The sequence below is a fragment of the Erwinia artemisiae genome, assembly GCF_051400835.1.
Lineage (GTDB): Bacteria > Pseudomonadota > Gammaproteobacteria > Enterobacterales > Enterobacteriaceae > Erwinia > Erwinia aeris.
In genome coordinates this window covers 1-17,457 of record NZ_JBLFFM010000006.1, presented here as the reverse complement: position 1 = coordinate 17,457, position 17,457 = coordinate 1, and the positions used below count along the sequence as shown (strand labels likewise).

The 17,457-nt window shown below is 56.8% G+C and carries 17 protein-coding genes and 1 tRNA gene; 9 read left to right on the top strand and 9 right to left on the bottom strand.

From position 1 onward, the window contains the following. Positions 1-107: 107 nt before the first annotated feature. Complete coding sequence (frsA, locus tag ACMGEE_RS14230; RefSeq protein WP_253455162.1) at positions 108-1,358, top strand: esterase FrsA; 1,251 nt, start codon at positions 108-110, stop codon at positions 1,356-1,358. Between the two features lie 57 nt (positions 1,359-1,415). Beyond that, positions 1,416-1,817, top strand: a complete 402-nt coding sequence (gene crl, locus ACMGEE_RS14225) for a sigma factor-binding protein Crl (protein WP_125289119.1) — start codon at positions 1,416-1,418, stop codon at positions 1,815-1,817. Positions 1,818-1,955: 138 nt separating this feature from the next. On the opposite strand, the gene ACMGEE_RS14220 is transcribed toward crl, so the two are convergent. Continuing rightward, positions 1,956-3,056, bottom strand: a complete 1,101-nt coding sequence (locus tag ACMGEE_RS14220; protein ID WP_253455160.1) for a porin — start codon at positions 3,054-3,056, stop codon at positions 1,956-1,958. A 243-nt stretch (positions 3,057-3,299) separates the two neighbouring features. Here ACMGEE_RS14220 and proB point away from each other — a divergent pair, with 243 nt between their 5' ends. From proB to ACMGEE_RS14195, 5 genes are all read left to right on the top strand, one after another. Next, entirely contained in the window at positions 3,300-4,403 is a 1,104-nt protein-coding gene (gene proB / locus ACMGEE_RS14215) for a glutamate 5-kinase (protein WP_253455158.1), read from the top strand. 10 nt (positions 4,404-4,413) lie between these two features. After that, positions 4,414-5,667, top strand: a complete 1,254-nt coding sequence (gene proA, locus ACMGEE_RS14210) for a glutamate-5-semialdehyde dehydrogenase (protein ID WP_436830240.1) — start codon at positions 4,414-4,416, stop codon at positions 5,665-5,667. Positions 5,668-5,738: 71 nt separating this feature from the next. After that, positions 5,739-6,368, top strand: a complete 630-nt coding sequence (locus ACMGEE_RS14205; protein WP_436830239.1) for a LysE family translocator — start codon at positions 5,739-5,741, stop codon at positions 6,366-6,368. A 179-nt stretch (positions 6,369-6,547) separates the two neighbouring features. Beyond that, positions 6,548-6,623 (top strand) — tRNA-Thr (locus tag ACMGEE_RS14200). Between the two features lie 98 nt (positions 6,624-6,721). Then, complete coding sequence (locus ACMGEE_RS14195) at positions 6,722-7,024, top strand: contact-dependent growth inhibition system immunity protein (protein ID WP_369895446.1); 303 nt, start codon at positions 6,722-6,724, stop codon at positions 7,022-7,024. A gap of 324 nt (positions 7,025-7,348) precedes the next feature. Here ACMGEE_RS14195 and ACMGEE_RS14190 read toward each other — a convergent pair whose 3' ends face one another. The 4 genes from ACMGEE_RS14190 to ACMGEE_RS14175 all read right to left on the bottom strand — a co-directional run bounded on the left by ACMGEE_RS14190 (position 7,349) and on the right by ACMGEE_RS14175 (position 11,020). Further along, complete coding sequence (locus tag ACMGEE_RS14190) at positions 7,349-7,552, bottom strand: hypothetical protein (protein ID WP_301251319.1); 204 nt, start codon at positions 7,550-7,552, stop codon at positions 7,349-7,351. Between the two features lie 426 nt (positions 7,553-7,978). Further along, a complete protein-coding gene (locus tag ACMGEE_RS14185) occupies positions 7,979-8,527 on the bottom strand; it encodes a GNAT family N-acetyltransferase (protein ID WP_436830238.1) in 549 nt (182 codons plus the stop codon). Positions 8,528-8,875: 348 nt separating this feature from the next. Then, entirely contained in the window at positions 8,876-10,054 is a 1,179-nt protein-coding gene (locus ACMGEE_RS14180) for an alpha/beta hydrolase-fold protein (protein WP_436830237.1), read from the bottom strand. Between the two features lie 240 nt (positions 10,055-10,294). Further along, the gene (locus ACMGEE_RS14175) at positions 10,295-11,020 is read right to left on the bottom strand and encodes an SDR family oxidoreductase (RefSeq protein ID WP_369895440.1); all 726 of its coding nucleotides are present in this window, start codon (positions 11,018-11,020) and stop codon (positions 10,295-10,297) included. Between the two features lie 138 nt (positions 11,021-11,158). On the opposite strand from ACMGEE_RS14175, the gene ACMGEE_RS14170 reads away from it, so the two are divergent. Beyond that, positions 11,159-12,058 (top strand): LysR family transcriptional regulator, encoded by a 900-nt coding sequence (locus ACMGEE_RS14170; protein ID WP_394148858.1) that lies wholly within the window; start codon positions 11,159-11,161, stop codon positions 12,056-12,058. 108 nt (positions 12,059-12,166) lie between these two features. Here ACMGEE_RS14170 and ACMGEE_RS14165 read toward each other — a convergent pair whose 3' ends face one another. The 4 genes from ACMGEE_RS14165 to paoA are packed head-to-tail and all read right to left on the bottom strand — an operon-like array spanning position 12,167 to position 16,986. After that, the gene (locus tag ACMGEE_RS14165) at positions 12,167-13,114 is read right to left on the bottom strand and encodes an XdhC family protein (protein ID WP_370734536.1); all 948 of its coding nucleotides are present in this window, start codon (positions 13,112-13,114) and stop codon (positions 12,167-12,169) included. A gap of 9 nt (positions 13,115-13,123) precedes the next feature. After that, on the bottom strand, positions 13,124-15,322 hold the full coding sequence (gene paoC, locus ACMGEE_RS14160; protein ID WP_301730650.1) for an aldehyde oxidoreductase molybdenum-binding subunit PaoC: 2,199 nt from the start codon (positions 15,320-15,322) through the stop codon (positions 13,124-13,126). Positions 15,323-15,325: 3 nt separating this feature from the next. After that, complete coding sequence (locus ACMGEE_RS14155; RefSeq protein ID WP_436830236.1) at positions 15,326-16,276, bottom strand: FAD binding domain-containing protein; 951 nt, start codon at positions 16,274-16,276, stop codon at positions 15,326-15,328. Next, a complete protein-coding gene (gene paoA / locus ACMGEE_RS14150; RefSeq protein ID WP_301251312.1) occupies positions 16,273-16,986 on the bottom strand; it encodes an aldehyde dehydrogenase iron-sulfur subunit PaoA in 714 nt (237 codons plus the stop codon). Before paoA ends, ACMGEE_RS14155 begins: the two co-directional genes overlap by 4 nt. Positions 16,987-17,344: 358 nt before the next feature. Here paoA and ACMGEE_RS14145 point away from each other — a divergent pair. Next, the coding region (locus ACMGEE_RS14145; protein ID WP_495849202.1) for a flagellin N-terminal helical domain-containing protein at positions 17,345-17,457 on the top strand (113 nt) is incomplete at its 3' end.

Sequence of the window (17,457 nt, the reverse complement as noted above, 5' to 3'; positions counted from 1 at the left end):
TCAATCAAAACGCCCGGTTCCGCCGGGCGTTGCGCGTTTTACGGTTCGCGTCAGCCGCCAGGCTGCTATAGACTAAGACGATTCTCCGTATGTCGAAGGATCGTACTATGTCGCCTAAAAATCTCAGCGAAGAACTCTTTAAACCCCGCTTTAAGCATCCTGAAACCTCCTCCCTGATCCGGCGCCTGCATCATCACAAGCCGCTGCCGCTGCATTCCGCGCTGGAAGGCGACAGCCATGCAGGCTGGTATCGGATGGTTAATCGTCTGCTCTGGACGTGGCGGGGACTGTCGCCGCTGGAGATTGGCGAAGTGCTGGCCAGGATAGCCAGCAGCCGCGCCGACCACACTGATGAACAGCTGCTGGATACGGTGATTGGCTATCGCGGCGGCAACTGGATCTACGAATGGTCGCAGCAGGCCGCGCGCTGGCAGGATAAAGCCGCCTCGGCGGCTACCGATGCCGAAGCGGGCCAGTGCTGGCTGCACGCTGCTAACCTGTACGGCGTAGCGGGCTATCCGCATCTGAAAGGCGATGAGCTGGCCGATCAGGCGCAGCAGCTGGCGAATCGTGCCTATGAAGAGGCCACCTCAAGACTGCCGGGCGAGCTGAAAGAGCTGGAGTTCACCATTCCCGGCGGCAGTTCCATTTTTGGCTTTTTGCATATGCCGGAAAAAGCCCGCGCGCCTTATCCTACGGTGCTGCTGTGCAGCAGCCTGGATTCACTGCAAACCGATCACTATCGCCTTTTCCACGACTACCTTGCGCCGCGTGGCATCGCAATGCTGACCATCGACATGCCTTCGGTCGGCTTCTCTGCAAAATGGAAGCTGACGCAGGATTCCAGTTTTCTGCACCAGCAGGTGTTAAAACAGCTGGAAAACGTTGCCTGGGTCGATCATACCCGCGTGGCCGCTTTCGGCTATCGCTTTGGCGGCAACATTGCCGTGCGGCTGGCCTGGCTGGAAGCGCCTCGACTGCGCGCCGTGGCCTGTCTGGGGCCGGTGGTACACAGCCTGCTGTGCGATAGCGCGTTGCAGGACAGCATTCCCGAAATGTATATGGACGTGTTGGCCAGCCGGCTGGGCATGGCATCGGCCGCCGATTCCGCGCTGCGGGTCGAGCTGAGCCGCTACTCGCTGAAAACCCAGGGGCTGCTGGGCCGCCGCTGCCCAACGCCGATGCTGTCCGCTTACTGGCCGAACGATCCTTTCAGCCCGGCGGAGGAATCAAAGCTGATCGTGAATTCCTCGCTCGACGGTAAGCTGATGCCAATCGCACTTTCGCCTGTATTGAGCAACTTTGATAAAGCATTACGTGATATTGTTGACTGGTTAGCTAAACGATTAACACGCTGAGTGGCTAAATATTAACGCTTAGCGAAAACTAACGGGCTCAACAAAGGAGTTTTAACAATGGCGTTACCGAGTGGGCATCCCAAAAGCCGCTTAATGAAGCGTTTCGGCACATTAGGACCTTATATCCGCGAGGCCAAATGTGTGGATGAGCGCTTCTTCTTCGACTGTCTGGCCGTTTGCGTCAATGTGAAACCTGCGCCGGAACTGCGTGAGTTCTGGGGCTGGTGGATGGAGCTGGAAGCACAGGAAGATCACTTCACCTATGAGTATCACTTCGGCCTGTTCGATAAAGAGGGCAACTGGAAGCCTTCGGCAATTAAAGGAAAGGAAAACAACGAACGCCTGGAAGAGACGCTGCGTAATTTCCACGTGCGCCTGAAAGCGCTGCTGGAAGAGCTGGAGCTGGGTCTGAAACCCGCTGCGGATTTCGCTGACGAGCCGGTAAAGCTGACCGCATAAAAAAACGCAGGGCGGCGCTTAATTGCTCCCTGCGCTTTTGTCTGCGCACCCATAAAAAAAGGCTGGCGATTGCCAGCCTTTGCTTACAGACACATAACGAGGGGCACAACAACCGCATCCGTGCGGCTCACATTTAAATCAGAACTGGTAAGTTACGCCTACCGCAACGATATCGTCGGTATTCTGCGCCAGCTTATTATCGTCATCCAGCAGGTTGATTTTGTAATCCACAAACGCGGACATATTTTTATTGAAGTAGTAAGTCGCGCCCACGTCCGCAAATTTATAAATATCCGCATCGCCCACGCCGTTCTCAATATCTTTCGCTTTGGTTTGCACATAGGCCAGAGAAGGGCGGAAGCCGTTATCAAACTGATACTGCGCCACCAGCTCGATATTTTGCAGATAGTTAGCGTAACCGTTAACGGCAACGTTGGCGTCATTAATGCGTGCCGTGCCGCTGATGGGCGACATATTGCGCGTTTCGGCGTAGGTGGCGGCCAGGTAAACGCTGTTGTTGTCATACTTCAGGCCGGTCGCCCAGGCATCCGCCTTGTCGCCGCGACCGTAAACGCTGGCCTGCTGACCGTTGGTGCGGTCGGAAGAAGAGATAGCGCCATTAATCGTCAGGCCCTGCATCAGCGTATAGGCTACCGACGCCGCCATGCCGTCGCCGTTGGACGTGGCGTTAGAGCGGCTGCTGCTCTCATTTTTGCCCTGATACTGCAAGGCGAACTTCAGGCCGTCGACCAGACCAAAAAAGTTGGTGTTGCGGTAAGTCGCCACGCCGTTGGTACGGGTCAGCATATAGTTATCAGCTTTGGTATACGCGGTGGCGCCAAATTCCGGCATCATATCGGTATAGGCTTCCACGTCGTAAATCAGGCCGTAGTTACGGCCATAGTCGATGGATCCGTAGTCGCCGAATTTCAGACCGGCGAAGCCTAAACGCGTTTTGGTGCCGGTGGTGCCGTCGCTTTCCGCGTTGTTCAACGGCACGTGATATTCCCACTGGCCGTAGCCTGACATCAGGTCGTTAATCTGCGTCTGGCCTTTAAACCCAATACGTACGTAAGATTTGTCGCCGTCATTGCTGTCCGCGTCGCTTAAATAATGCATGGCTTTCAGCTTGCCGTAGAAATCGAGTTTATTACCGTCTTTATTATAAATTTCTGCGGCCTGGGCTGCCGTGGTCATAGCCAGAGCGGCGGTCAGGATTGCCAGTGCGCTTTTCTTCATTTTGTTGTTATTCCCAAATGAGTAAAATTTTAAATGGCCCGATGACGTTGTTCGGGGCACGAACGTTTTACCCTGAGGAGATGAAACTTTTATTACATTTATTCTCACTTCTTGTTAATTCCCCGTTTCTGGACTAGCGACTTGCACCGTGTTTTTACGCCTTTTCGGGCGGCGGCTGTTGGCTTCCGGCACCACACCTGATAAAACGTCTTCTTCACCTTTTTAAAGCTATGGCAGGAAACAATGAGCAGCAGCCAGACCCTGGTCGTTAAACTGGGGACCAGCGTATTAACCGGCGGATCGCGTCGGCTGAACCGGGCACATATTGTCGAACTGGTGCGTCAGTGCGCGCAGCAGCACGCGGCAGGCCACCGGATTGTGATCGTTACCTCAGGCGCAATGGCCGCCGGACGTGAGCACCTGGGCTACCCGGAACTGCCGCCGACCATCGCCTCAAAGCAGCTGCTGGCTGCGGTGGGGCAGAGCCGGTTGATCCAGCTGTGGGAGCAGCTCTTTTCCATCTACGGCATTCATATCGGCCAGATGCTGCTGACGCGTGCCGACCTGGAAGATCGCGAGCGCTTTCTGAACGCGCGCGATACGCTGCGGGCCTTACTGGATAACCATATCGTGCCGGTTATCAATGAAAACGACGCGGTGGCGACGGCAGAAATTAAAGTCGGCGACAACGATAACCTGTCCGCGCTTGCTGCAATGCTGGCCGGGGCCGACAAGCTGCTGCTGCTGACCGATCAGGCCGGCCTGTTTACCGCCGATCCGCGCAATAATCCGCAGGCGGAGCTGATCCGCGACGTGCACGGTATTGACGATGCGCTGCGCGAGCTGGCGGGCGGCAGCGTCTCCGGCCTGGGAACCGGCGGTATGGCGACCAAGCTTCAGGCTGCCGACGTGGCCTGCCGCGCCGGTATCGATACCATTATCGCCGCCGGCAGCCGCGCGGGCGTGATTGGCGATACGATCGACGGCAAGCCGGTCGGCACCCGCTTCCACGCGCTGCAAACGCCGCTGGAGAACCGCAAGCGCTGGATCTTCGGCGCGCCGCCGGCGGGCGAGATCACCATCGACGACGGCGCGCTGGCCGCCATGCTGGAACGCGGCAGCTCGCTGCTGCCAAAAGGTATCCGTGAAATCAGCGGCAACTTCTCGCGCGGCGAGGTGATCCGCATTCGCAGCCTGCAAGGGCGCGATGTGGCGCACGGCGTCTGCCGCTATAACAGCGATGCGATGCGGATGATAGCCGGGCACCATTCCCAGCAAATCAGCGAAATTTTAGGCTACGAATATGGCCCGGTCGCGGTTCACCGTGACGATATGATCGTCAGTTAAGGAGCAGCAGATGCTTGAAGAAATGGGTAAAGCCGCGAAAGCCGCTTCTTACCAGCTGGCGGTGCTCTCCGCCGCACAAAAAAATCAGGTCCTGATGACCATTGCGGATCGTCTGGAAGCGCAGAGCGCGGATATCCTGGCCGCTAACGAACTTGACCTGGCGGACGCCCGCAAAAACGGCCTGAACGAGGCGCTGTTGGATCGCCTGATGCTTAATCCTGCCAGGCTGCAAGGGATTGCGAACGACGTGCGTCAGGTGTGCCATCTGGCCGATCCGGTCGGCGTAGTGATGGACGGTGGCGTGCTGGACAGCGGGCTGCGTATTGAACGTCGGCGCGTGCCGCTGGGCGTGGTGGGCGTGATTTATGAAGCGCGTCCGAACGTGACGGTGGATGTCGCCTCGCTGTGCCTGAAAACGGGCAATGCGGCGATCCTGCGCGGCGGTAAAGAGACTTATCGCACCAATGGCGCGACCGTGCGCGTGATCCAGGACGCGCTGAAGGAGCACGGCTTACCGGCGGGCGCGGTACAGGCGATTGAAAGCCCGGATCGCGAGCTGGTCAACCAGCTGCTGAAGCTGGATCGCTATGTCGATATGCTGATCCCGCGCGGCGGCGCTGGCCTGCACAAGCTGTGCCGCGAGCAGTCGACCATTCCGGTGATCACCGGCGGGATCGGCGTTTGCCATATTTTTGTCGATAGTAACGCGGACGCTGCGGCGGCGTTAAACGTGATCGTTAACGCCAAAAAACAGCGTCCCAGCGCCTGTAATTCCGTAGAGACGCTGCTGGTGCATACGGCGATAGCCGAGGCGTTCCTGCCTGCGCTAAGCGCGCGTATGCAGGATGAAGGTATTAATCTGCACGCCGATCCGCGCTCGCTGCCGCTGCTGCAACAAGGCCCGGCGGTGGTCAGCGCGGTGACGGAAGAACAGTATCGCGATGAATGGCTGGCATTGGATCTCAACGTGAAGCTGGTGGACGGACTGGACGAGGCTGTCGCGCATATTCGTGAATATGGCACGCAGCACTCCGACGCGATCCTCACGCGCAGCATTGTGAACGCAGAGCGTTTTGTTAACGAGGTTGATTCTTCAGCGGTATACGTTAACGCCAGCACGCGCTTTACCGACGGCGGACAGTTTGGCCTGGGCGCGGAAGTGGCGGTCAGCACCCAGAAGCTGCACGCGCGCGGCCCGATGGGGCTGGAGGCGCTGACCACCTACAAATGGGTGGTTTTCGGCAACGACACTGTACGCAGCTGAGTGCGTAGGCCACAGGGAGGTGGCTTAAGTCCCCCAGGGAGATAAGTACCTGAACTAAAAGGAAGGTTCTGATGGTTACGTTTTCCCAACTGCTTCCCTTCGCGGCTATCGCTTTCGGGCTGGTGCTGACGCCAGGCCCGAATATGATCTATCTGCTTTCCCGCTCCCTGTGCCAGGGCCGCCGCGCGGGCTTTGTCTCGCTGAGCGGCGTGGCGCTCGGTTTTATTTTCTATATGGTCTGCGCCGCGCTGGGCATCACCGCGCTGGTTATGGCGGTGCCGCTGGCTTATGAGGCGCTGCGCATTGCGGGCGCCTGCTATCTGCTTTATATGGCCTGGCAGGCTGTTTTCGGCGGTAAATCACCTTTTGCGCTGCGCGACCTGCCGCCCGACAGCACCCGTAAGCTGTTTACTATGGGCTTGCTGACCAACCTGTTAAATCCTAAAGCGGCAGTTATTTACCTCACGCTGTTGCCGCAGTTTATCCGGCCGGAGCAGGGCGACGTATTGTCCCAGTCTTTGCAGCTTGGCTTTACCCAAATCGCAATCAGTATGCTGGTTAATGGCTCACTTATCTTTGCCGCTGGCAGTATTGCTGGCTTTCTGGCACGGCGCCCAACGTGGCAAAAGCTTCAGCGCTGGCTGATGGGCACGGTGTTAACCGGCCTGGCGATGCGCATGCTGTTGGAAGGGCGGAAGTAACGCGGAAGGACGAGCAGACCGCGAACCGCCAGACAGGCCAGAAGAGAGTAAGAAAAGCAGAGCAGGCAAAAAACGGGGCGAGCGTTACCTGTTGATTATAAAGTCATCATTTAGTCCGCAGGCGCTTGACTCCGCGTCAGGTTTTTTTTAACGTAGTGACCGCAGTATCCCTCCTGAAAGCCGATATAGCTCAGTTGGTAGAGCAGCGCATTCGTAATGCGAAGGTCGTAGGTTCGACTCCTATTATCGGCACCACTTTCTTAATAAAATCAGCGTTTCTTCAGCGTCTTGCTAAATGGCAGCGTGCTTTTTCGCATGTTTATTACTTCATATCCTTCTTTTTGAGGCTGGCAATGGCTAAAAATTATAAAAATGTCGGGACGCTTGTACGGGTTTTTTTTGGTCAGGATTACGATCTGTTTGGCGAAACGATAGAAGAAATACTGGACAGCTACTTAGAAACCGAAAACCCCAAAACAGCTATGAAAGTTTACCAGGAAACTGATGATTTACTGTCGTTAAACGATGGTGCGCTTACAGAGGCATTTGGCGCTATCAGTCAGGGAGAGTTCTGCCCCGGACCTTGGGGGGAAACGATACGATCTTTCTTAGAGAAAGTTAAAAGCCATTTTGATAGCAAACTACAACTTTCTTGACTGGCGTCTTACGCGTAGTTAATGATTGAACTTTACGGCTATACCATATCGCTCACATTACTTCCTCGCTCGTACAAATATTACTTTCTTTAAATCGTCAGCAGGAAGTTTATTACTTACTTACCCATACTTAAGTTGAACAAATAGCTGGCACTTCAGTGACCATACTATTATCTACTCCTTGACGGCTTTAGCAGGATAAATGCTGTCTGATACCGGCATTGCGTGGAGGGTTAAGGTGAGCAGTACGAAGCCAGTCAGGATGGTTAGCTCCCGGCCATGCAAAAAACCGCCTTGGTGGGCGGTCGGTTAAATCATTGCTTATTAAGCCGGCCGGACCCTGGCCTTTGTAGGATATCCGTCACGCCCATTATCATGAGTATGGTCAGGATCAGGCTCAATTATAACGATATAATCTGCATCCTTACCATCGCGTACTAAAGTTACTAACTCTCCGGCGCGAGGTTTAGTGTCAAAATCATGCTCCTCTTCAATGCCTGTATCCTCAAAAATCACAGTAATTTTCATTTCCCGTCCTCTTTCTGATAAACCGCGTGGTAACTCTGGGGTATTTTGCTGACTCTTCCTTATAGAATTTTAGCCTATCCTGAAAAGCTCCCCTGAACTCAGCGGATTGCAGGTAAAGACCGCGCCCTGTGGATCTTCGTTGAGATGAGGCTTTTCCGGGCTGCAGCAAGATGCCCCGGGCCGTAGAAGCGCTATGGGAAATTTTCGCAGAGGGTCAAATTTGGCCAGCAAAGCTGTCTCGTCACTCAGGGAAGAACCATCGGCAGAAAACAAAAAGGACAGATCCCTGCAACACGCGGTTGAGGGACATGCTGCCCGATTGTATCTCGCTGTACAGCCGATATCCGCTTCTGGCGTTTAGCAGCCCGGCAAGGATAAAAAGGCGCTCTTCGTCTTAGAGCGGAAAGCGGGTATTTATAAAAAATATCAGTTAACCTGACGGGCATTCCACTCGTTGCGGGTAATTTCCCAGAGTTCGGAATCAAGCAGGTCGCTGACATATTCTTGCTTCCCCGTCCTGATAAGCCGCATACCGCTACTGGCTGAAATAAGCTGTGATCGGCTATTGAGTGCAGCCTTCGGAGCTCGCAGTAGCGGCTTATTTAATGTATTAAACCAATAATCTGTAACCACAGTACTGGCCTCACGCATATAGCCCTGCCTCTGATACTCCGGCGCCAGCCAAAATCCACGATTATTATCCTCAATGTCATAAAGACAAATTAAACCCATAAGGTCATCAGGTGCCTCACGACGTCTGATAGTCCAGAACCAGGCGATTCCTTTTGCCATATCGGGCAATGCAACGTTATTAACGTAATTCTCAGCGCCGTTATCAGGATAAGGCCAAGGTACTGAGGCGACCATATAGCGGACAATCTCCCAATGCGGGTAGAGCTTTTGAATCTGAGGCGCATCTTCTGTAACCAGCGGTTTAAGCCACAGACGTTCCGTTATGAGCGTAGGTATCTGCATCAGTCAATTTCCTTTTGTGTATTTCGACGTTTTCGAACAGTGACGTCAGCGGCTGCGGGTTCTTATCATTAAGAATGGCTCCCGGTCACACCAGAAGTCCGGTTTACAAACTGAAGGTTCGTCACATGCCGGGTCTTCTACTGTCGCTAACGCTACGACGCTACCCACGTCAGTACAGCTGGGTGAACTTATTCTTAATGTCTTCCATCTGCGGTCATTCCTGTCCGAAAACGAAAATAAATTCTCAGCGCAGTGCTGCATCCCGACATGATGAAGGTGCCGTTAGCCGACAGACCAGGCGCAAAATCATTCCAACGCCCCCTCCAGTCCTGAAGGAGGCGCAAAACATTATTTAAACAGTTTCTGCACGAACTCGGCATAGGCCGGACGCCAGACATCCATCTCATGGTTTAAGCCAGGATACATTTTATAGTCGAACCTGATGTGCTTTTTCTCCAGCTCGTTTTTCAGCCCGGCAATATCCTGGCCGGTAACGGAATCTTTTTCGCCCACCACCACGGTGAAGTTATGCAGCTGCCTGTTAATCTCCTCGGGCCTGTCGAGCTGACGAGCAATGCCTGTATCCGGCACCGTTACGCTGGTTACGCCGCTCAGCGTCGCCAGCCAGCCAAAGCTGTCCAGATGGTTCATGCCGGAAAAGAGAGCCTGAAAACCGCCTTGCGATAAGCCGGCCAGCGCGCGGCCGTTCGCATCCCGGCGCACGTTAAATCGGGCGTCGACCAGCGGAATAATATCGTGCATGAGTTCGCGGTCTGCGGCTTTGGCATTAAGAAGGTAAAAGGTTTTGCGGCGATCTTTCGGCGGGAAATTTTCCGGGATCGCCTGAGCGATATCCGTTTCTGTATCCGGGACAACGACCAGCATCGGTTTGATTTTGCCTTCGGCCAGTAGGTTATCCATGATTTGCGGCAGGCGTCCCTGGTCAATAGCGGAAAGTCCGGTATCGCCAAAGCCATGATAGAAATAGAGCACCGGCAGCGGTTCGCTTTTGCCGCTATAGCCCGGCGGCGTCCAGACAAACATCCTGCGCTCTGAATGCAGCTCTTTTGAGTGGTAAGTCATCGTCAACAGATCGCCATGCGGCACGGCGCGATCGTCCAGAATACTGCCCGGCACCAGGATCAGGCTGGTATTGACCTGGCGCTGCGGCTTCTGAAAACGGCTGCCGGTATCGACAGAACGAAAGCCGTCTACATCAAAGTAGTATTCGTACAAATCCGGGGCCAGCGAGCCGCTTTTCCACGACCACACGCCGCTTTTATCCTTGCTCATATCGTGAGAGACAAAGCTATCCGGGGAGGAGCCGGTAATGACTGATACCCGCTTTGCATCCGGCGCGAAAAGACGGAAGGTCACGCTTTTATCTGCGTTTACCTGCGTCACGTAACGGCTAACCGGCACCGATAAATCAGGCGTGGCCGGAAAAGGCGCGGCGGCGGCAGGCATAGCCGCACAGCCCAGCAGGGCGGTGGCGGCCAGGGTCAGGCAGGCGATGTTGTTTTTCATTTTAAGTCCCTTATTTTTTTATACACAACCTTTGAACGGGTACGACTGGCAGGTCAATCAGAGCGCCTGCTGTAAACGAGGCGGTTGGCCTGGTCGTTATCCAGCGTATCAACAGAACGCTTTTTGTCCAGGCGGGTTTGCATCTGTTATCGGGGAAAGGGGTGCTGATACTGTCAGGCGGGGCACGATCGCAGAGGCGAGGGCATCACCTCTGCTCAGATAATTACACGCTTTAAAGCATTACCACGGCGCGCGATTTTGATCGAAATAGAAGCCAGCGGTGGTCTCTCCAGGCGCCTGATCCGCCAGCCAGACAATACCGGCGGCAGCCTCGGTAACCGTTCTGGGGCCGGAATGGCCGTTGAAATCCGTGGCGGTATAGCCCGGATCGACCGCGTTCACGCTGATACCGTAAGCGGTAAGCTCTTTAGCGAAGGCGACCGTTATCGCATTAACGGCCGTTTTTGAACTGGTGTAGCCCATTGCCTGTACTTGGGAATAAGGATGACTGGGATCGGCGACCCATGTCAGCGAGCCCAGCCCGCTACCGATCATAATAACCCTGGCCTCCTGCGCGGCTTTAAGTAGCGGAATAAAAGCCTGCGTGACCCTGATAACGCCAAAAACATTGGTGTCGTATACCGCCATAATATCGCTGATGCTTTGCGCGCTCGGGGCTACCGGCTGCGCGCCCGAAATGCCGGCATTGTTGATAAGAATATCCAGCTTCCCGTCTTCCTTTAGCACCTGCTGAACAGCTTCCTCAATACTTTCTGTTTTGGTGACGTCAATAATAACCAAATGGGCGTTGATGCCCCATCCGGTAAGTTTGTCTACGGCAGCTTGCCCACGCTCTTTGTCGCGGCTGCCCAGCCAAATTTTGTAACCCAGCAGGCCCAGCTGTCTGGCCGTTTCGAATCCGATGCTTTTGTTCGCGCCGGTAATAAGAACACTTTTGTTTTTCATATGCGGGCTCCAGTCAGTTTGATTTTCCGTTACGGAAAGCAGTGCGTTGTCTGATTTATAACCTGTGCGGCGCTGTTTGATAATCGGGTGCAATACGAATAAGGTGATCGCAACAGCGAACAATCACGGGAAAGGGCAATGGATGAGTTAGCGGTTTTTCTCGCTGTTTTTAAAGATAAGGGCTTTCGGGTAGCGGCAAAAAAGCTGGGCCTGTCGCCTTCCACGGTCAGTGAAAGGATCACGGCGCTGGAGGTGAGGCTTGGCGTGCCGCTTTTTATTCGTACCACGCGTAGCGTTATGCCAACCGAAGCAGGCCGGACGCTGGCTGAACGAATGACGCCGCTGCTTGATGAAATGCGATTGGTGCTTAACGACGTTGCCAGCTCTCAGCAAGAGGTGCGCGGCACGCTTAAATTGAACGTTACCGGCGCGGTCATGGTTGATATCTTACCGCCCTTGCTGGACCGTTTTCTTAGTCGTCATCCGGGCTTACACGTAGAAATCATGGTGGATGACCGTCTTATTGAAGCAACGGCTGAAGGCTGCGATGCCGGTATCCGTTATGGCGAGCATCTGGCAAAAGATATTATCGCTGTCCCCATAGGGCCGCGAACGCAGCGGCTGGCGCTGGCTGCCGCACCTTCTTACCTTGATTCACAAAGCGCTCCTTCGCATCCTGGAGAGCTGGTTGACCATGACTGCATTCGCCTGAAATATTCAAGCGGCGCCCTGATCCCGTGGGAATTTGAACGCGATGGCGAAACCGTCAGCGTCAATCCCGCCGGGCGTTTGACTATCGGCGTTAACGGCGCTGCCGCGGCTATCGATCTGGCACGCAGCGGCAAAGGCGTAATCGCTACTTTTGAAAACTGGCTGCAACCCCATTTCGCTACGGGCGAGCTGCTGCCGGTGCTCCCGGCATGGTGGACCGCGTTTGAAGGCCCCTGGCTTTACTTCCCCAGCCGCTTTATGTCCGCGCCGCTACGCGCGTTTGTGGACTTTCTCGCCGGGGAACGCGAGGGGCTTCAGGATCGGTGAAACAACTGTATCGGCACTTTAAGGCAGCCGGGCAGGATTACCCTGGCAACAACTTTAAGGCAGCCGAACAGGGCTGCCCTGTCGGTACCTTAAAGCCGCCCAATCCGGCTAGCCATCCTCCGCCAGGCTAAGGCGGGCCGCCGCGACATCAGCCAGAACGGAAAGCGCCAGCGAGCTGGCATCGCGAGCTTTGGGGAACAGCCCAATGGGCGCTTTGATGCGGGCGATATCCGTATCGCGCCAGCCCAGCTCGCTGAGTTTTTGCACGCGTCTGGCATGGGTGCGCTGGCTGCCCAGCGCGCCAATGTAAAACGGTCTGGCCGTCAGGGCGGCCTGCAATACCGGCAGCTCGCGGTTCAGATCGTGCCAGAGCAGCAGCACGGCGGTATGCGCATCTATCTGTCCGGCAGCCTGGGGATCGAGCGCTTCGCAGAGGTGCACATCATAGCCCGCCGCCTGAGCGAGGCTGGCCGTGACCTGCGCCTCTATCGAACGGCCAAACACAATGGTGCGCGTACAGGGGCGATAGCCGGTGGCGAAAAAATCGTTGTGCCAGCCCGTCCGGATAAGCGAGGCGTCGCTCTGTAACCGCTGGCTTTGCGGAAAGTAGCGCAGCCCCGCAGGCTGACGCTGCTCCAGCAGGTTCAGCACGTCCAGCAGGGGCCGCGCGCCGCGCAGTTTATGGATGCTGAGCGTAATGCCGCCGCCGCAGGGAAGCACAATATCGAACCAGGGCGAGCCTTCGCCATACATCACCTGACGGTCGCGGCCGCAGGCGATAACCGCCATCGCTTCGTGAGCGACAGCGGCCTCCACGCAGCCGCCGGAGACAAAACCGCAGTACAAACCGTCTTCGCGCACCACCATCTGCGCGCCCAGCGCACGCGCCGCGCCGCCGCGGATCGCCACCAGCGTGACCAGCGCCGCCGAGACGCCCGCTTTTAACGCTTCTACCGCGAAGCGCAGGATAGCGGCGCTGTCGTCGGTCAGCAGCGCCTGCTGCGGCACCGGGTTCGCTGGCGCAGCCTGGTCGCTAAGGAAAGCCTGTTGCAGCATAGCGCCTCCTTAAACGACATCTGGCAGCGAAGCGAGCAGCTTATCGAGCGTAACGGGATAATCCCGCACCCGCACGCCGGTCGCGTTATACACCGCGTTGACGATAGCCGCGCTGACGCCGCACAGGCCCAGCTCGCCCACGCCTTTCGCCTTCATCGGTGAGGAAACGGGGTCGGTGTCATCCAGGAAAATGACTTCCTGTTCCGGCACGTCGGCGTGAACCGGCACTTCGTAGCCCGCCAGATCGTGATTGACGAAGTAGCCCAGCCGCTTATCGACTGCCAGCTCTTCCATCAGCGCGCCGCCCAGGCCCATCGTCATCGCGCCAATTACCTGGCTACGGGCGGTTTTAGGGTTAAGGATACGGCCCGCAGCACACACGGCCAGCATTCGACGCACCCGGACTTCACCGGTCGCCCTGTCCACGCCCACTTCGACAAAGTGGCCGGCGAAGGTGGATTGCTGATACTGCTTTTCCAGATCGCCAAACTCGATGCTGTCTTCCGCCGTTAGCGTACCGTCCGCTGCCGCATCGGCAAGACGAGCGCTGCGCTCTCCGTCGCGTACCTGTTCATCGGCAAAGGTCGCTGTGTTCGGATCGAAGCCAAGCTTGTTGGCTATCGCCTCGCGCAGCTTGACGCAGGCGGCATAAACACCCGCGGTAGAACTGTTTGCGCCCCACTGGCCGCCGGAACCGGCGGAAACCGGGAAGCTGGAGTCGCCCAGCCGCACCACCACTTTTTCCAGCGGCACGCCCGCCATCTCGGCCGCCGTCTGGGCAATAATGGTATAGCTGCCGGTGCCGATATCGGTCATATCCGTTTCCACGGTAACAATGCCGTTGGCATCCAGATGCACTCGCGCGCCGGACGTCATCACCATGTTATTACGAAAGCCTGCCGCCATGCCCATTCCAACCAGCCAGCGACCTTCTTTTACCTGTGCGGGCGTAGCGTTGCGGCGGTCCCAGCCGAAGCGCTCCGCGCCGGTGCGCAAGCATTCAACCAGCTGACGACGCGAGAAAGGGCGGTCAGGATTGGCAGGATCGACCTGGGTATCGTTAAGGATGCGGAAGGCCACCGGATCGATACCCGCTTTCTCCGCCATCTCATCAATGGCGATCTCCAGCGCCATCAGACCCGGCGCTTCGCCCGGCGCGCGCATGGCGTTGCCTTCGGGCAGATCGAGCTTCGCCAGCCGCAGGCCGGTGAAACGGTTCGCGCCGGCATAAAGCAGTTCGGTCTGCTGCACCGCTGTCTCCGGCGTGCCGCCGGGCAGGTTGCCCGACCAGCTTTCATGGGCGATAGCGGTGATATGACCAGACTGGTCGGTGCCAATACGAATATGCTGGATGGTGGCCGGGCGGTGCGTGGTGTTATTAGGGATAACCGGCCTCGGCAGCATCACCTTTACCGGCCTTTTTGCGGCGCGAGCGCCCAGCGCGGCCAGCACCGCATCGCTGCGTAAGAACAGTTTGCCGCCGAAGCCGCCGCCGATATAGGGCGAGATCACGCGCACGTTCTCTTCCGGCAGCTTCAGCGTTTTCGCTAAGTCTGTTCGGCACCAGTTAATCATCTGGTTAGAGGTCCAGACGGTCAGCTTTTCGCCCTCCCAGACCGCCATAGAAGCGTGCGGCTCCATCGCCATATGGCTTTGATCCGGCGTGGTGTAGGAAGCGTCAAGCTTCAGCGCCGCCGAGGAAAAGGCCTGGTTGAAATCACCGACGTGGGTATCCGGCTGATCTTCCGGCGCTTCGGTGACGCCAGGTTTTTCCGCAGCGAGATCCCAGCTACCTCGTTCACGGCGATACTGCACGTCAACCAGCTGGGCGGCCGCGCGCGCCTGCTCAAAGGTTTCCGCCACCACCAGCGCCACGGCCTGGTGATAGTGCTCAACCTCCGGCCCGCCCAGCAGCGTGGCGGTATTTTTTTCGCCCTTGCCGAGGCTGCCGGCGTTTTTCGCCGTGACCACGGCCAGCACGCCCGGCGCGCTCTGCGCGGCCTGAAGGTCCATCGAGGTGATACGCCCCTTAGCGATGGCGGCACCGACAACATAGCCATAGGCCACGTTGGACGCTTTATCGTGCCATTCATAGGCGTAAGTCGCGGTTCCCGTGGTTTTCATCGGGCCGTCGATACGATCGTGAGGACGCCCTACAACTTTCAGCTGATCGATAGGGTTATCGCCTGCGGGCTTATCGAATTTCATATTTTATGCCCTCGCTTCCGTCAGTACCGAGGCGAGCGTGCGCTTCGCCAGGAGCAGCTTGTATTCATTTTCATGGGTGGGGTGCGCGTCGGCGAACAGCCGACCGTAAACCGCCTGCACGCCATGCGGCAGCTGTGCATCCGCCTCTTCCTGCCGCCAGGGCTTATGCGCCACACCGCCAGCCGCAACGCGCCCCGTGCCATCAGGCTGCACGACAGCAGCAATCGACACCAGCGCAAAAGCGTAAGAAGCGCGATCGCGCACCTTGCGATAGATATGCGTGCCGCCGAGCGGGCGGGGCAGGGTAACGGCGACAATCAGCTCGCCCGGCTTCAGCGCGGTTTCACGGTGAGGCGTGTCGCCCGGCGCCAGATAGAAATCGCTGAGGGGAATACGGCGTTCGCTACCGTCCGGGCTGACCGTTTCCACCACCGCATCCAGCAGCCGCATGGCAACGGCCATATCGCTGGGATGGGTGGCGATACAGGCTTTGCTGGCGCCAATCACCGCGTGTTGACGGCTGAAGCCTTCCAGTGCGGCGCAGCCGCTGCCAGGCAGACGCTTATTGCAGGGCTGGTTGGTGTCGTAAAAATAGGGGCAGCGCGTGCGCTGAAGAAGATTGCCGGCCGTGGTGGCCTGATTACGCAGCTGGCCCGACGCGCCGGCAAGTAGCGCCCTGGAAAGCACGGCGTAATCGCGACGGACGCGCTCGTCGGCGGCCAAATCGGTATTGCGCACCAGCGCGCCGATACGCAAACCGCCGTCGGTCGTGGGTTCAATTTTATCCAGCGCCAGATGATTGACATCTATCAGATGGGAAGGCGTTTCAATTTCCAGTTTCATCAGGTCGAGCAGGTTGGTGCCGCCCGCAATAAATTTAGCGCCGGGGGTGCGCTGCGCGCTGGCTGCCGCCTCGGCGGGCGTTTTCACACGCTCATAGGTAAAGGCCTTCATGCTTTCTGGCTCCCGGCGACATCTTCGATCGCGGCAAGAATATTGGAGTAAGCGCCGCAGCGGCAGATATTGCCGCTCATTCGCTCCCGCAGCTCATCCGCCGTCGCTTCCGGGGATGACACCAGATCGAGCGTGACGTGGCTGGGAATGCCCGCTTCGATCTCTTTCAGCACCGCCACGGACGAGCAAATCTGGCCTGGCGTGCAGTAGCCGCACTGGTAGCCGTCATGTTTCACAAAGGCGGCCTGCATCGGATGCAGGTTGTCGGGCGTGCCCAGACCTTCGATCGTGGTGACCTCGGCGTCCTGATGCATCACGGCCAGCGTCAGGCAGGCGTTCAGCCTGCGGCCATCCACAAGCACGGTACAGGCGCCGCACTGACCGTGATCGCAGCCTTTTTTCGTGCCGGTAAGGTGCAGGTGCTCGCGCAGCGCATCCAGCAGCGTGGTACGAGTGTCAACGTTAAGCTGTTTGCTCTCACCATTCACTTTTAGCGTCAGGGGCAGCATTTCCGGCGCGCGGGCGGTTGGACGTTCGCTGTCGCCCAGCGCCGCGCCGGGCGCAACTGCCGCCGTAGCCGCTGTTGCCGCGCTTACTTTCAGCAGCGTGCGGCGCGTCAGGTGAAAAGGGATATTTTCATATTGGTTACTGGCTTCGCCCGTGGTGCGGCGAAACGGCTGGTTCTTACTGTTATTGCCTTGGTTGCTCATGCCAGGCCTCCGGTATGCAAAGAGAAAGGAACGACAAAGTAGGTAGGGACTATTTCTGTTTTTAGAGCATTAAGCATAGACGCTACTGGCCGGGGGATAGCCTTTGATTCCGCAATGCTGTTGTGAGGGAAATTAATTAATGAAAAAGGATAAAGTTTTAGCGGCGGCGGTCGACTATTTCAGGGCTGGTTCTTTTGTTGGTTCGCACAAGTTAAGACTTATCCTAAACGGCAGTTTTTGCAGATTTTTATGCAAGTCGCTTTAAAGTTTTGCCAGGGCGTGACGATAAAGAATACAGACGGTGACGGGCATCCTGGCGCCGTATCCGAACTCTGGTAAAAATTTTAAGGAAACGACTATGTCCGTTATCAATACTAACATTATGTCCCTGACCACTCAGAACAACCTGAACAAATCACAGGCTTCTCTGAGCACCGCTATCGAGCGTCTTTCTTCTGGTCTGCGTATCAA